This window comes from Comamonas sp. w2-DMI, from assembly GCF_040187735.1.
Lineage (GTDB): Bacteria > Pseudomonadota > Gammaproteobacteria > Burkholderiales > Burkholderiaceae_C > Comamonas > Comamonas terrae.
Genome location: NZ_JBANEL010000079.1, coordinates 1 through 1,232, shown reverse-complemented (window position 1 = coordinate 1,232; position 1,232 = coordinate 1). Strand labels below are relative to the sequence as shown.

The 1,232-nt window shown below is 55.4% G+C and carries 1 protein-coding gene; it reads left to right on the top strand.

The features are described 5' to 3' along the window. The first annotated feature begins 63 nt into the window (after positions 1-63). Positions 64-1,214 (top strand): IS3 family transposase gene (locus V8Z74_RS26160; protein WP_349712311.1). Its coding sequence is split into 2 segments (ribosomal slippage): positions 64-313 and positions 313-1,214, totalling 1,152 coding nucleotides; the frame shifts between segments, so codons are not numbered across the junction. Positions 1,215-1,232 lie beyond the last annotated feature (18 nt).

Here is a 1,232-nt window from a genome sequence, read left to right as displayed (position 1 = left end):
TGAATCGACCAGGGTTTTGTAGATAGTTCAAAGCCTCCTATTTCCGTTCCAATAGGAGTCCTTATGAGCAGTCAACGTTACCCCGAAGAGTTCAGGGTTGAAGCAGCCAAACAAATCCTGGAACACGGCCACAGCGTGGCCGATGTCTCACGCCGCTTAGGCGTGAGTGCACATAGCCTGTACAAATGGGTTCGCCAGCAGCAAATCCCTGCAGTACAGCGCACCTTGCAAGTGAGCCAAAGCGAAGAGCTGCGTCGCCTAAAGGCCGAGCTCAAGCGGGTAACCGAGGAGCGTGACATCCTAAAAAAAGCGGCGGCGTACTTCGCTCGTCAGTCCGACTGAAGTACGCCTTTATCGCCAGGCATCAAAAGGTCTACAGCGTCTTGCGGATGTGCCGCATGCTGCAGCTGCACCCCAGCGGCTACTACGCATGGAAAGCCCATCCAGAAAGCAAACGAGCCGCTGATGACCACAGGTTGCTGGGTCTGCTCAAGCAGGCTTGGCTGGAGAGTGGCGGCGTCTATGGTTATCGCAAGTTGACTCTGGATATGCGTGACTTGGGTGAGCATTGCAGCAGGCATCGCGTTGCCAAACTGTTGCGCCATGAAGGGTTGAAGGCGCAAAGAGGCTATGGCAGACGACCACGTCCTCGGGGCGGTGCCGCAGCCGTGGTTGCTCCCAACCTGCTGGAGCAACAGTTCAAAGTCAGTGAGCCCAATATCGCTTGGGTCACCGACATCACGTATATCGCCACGCACGAAGGGTGGCTGTACCTGGCTGTGGTGATCGATCTGTACTCTCGGCAAGTCGTTGGCTGGTCCATTGGCAGCCGCATTGATACCCAAATAGCTCTTGATGCCTTGCACATGGCGATCTGGCGCAGAAGACCCCGTAATACGGTCGTTGTGCATTCCGATCAGGGCTGTCAATTCACAAGTCATGAGTGGCAACGCTTTCTGGCGAGTCACAACCTCAAGCCCAGCATGAGCAGGCGAGGCAACTGCCACGACAACGCAGTGGCGGAGAGCTTCTTCCAGTTGCTCAAACGTGAGCGCATTCGCAAACAGACCTACGTAACAAGGCAAGAAGCGCGCAGCGACGTCTTCAATTACATCGAGATGTTCTACAACCCCATCCGCAGACATTCGTCTGCGGATGGCCTGTCTCCGATAGAGTTCGAGAGGCGCAATTCCGAGAGGCTTGCTGCTATCTAGGAAACCCTGGTCGATTCA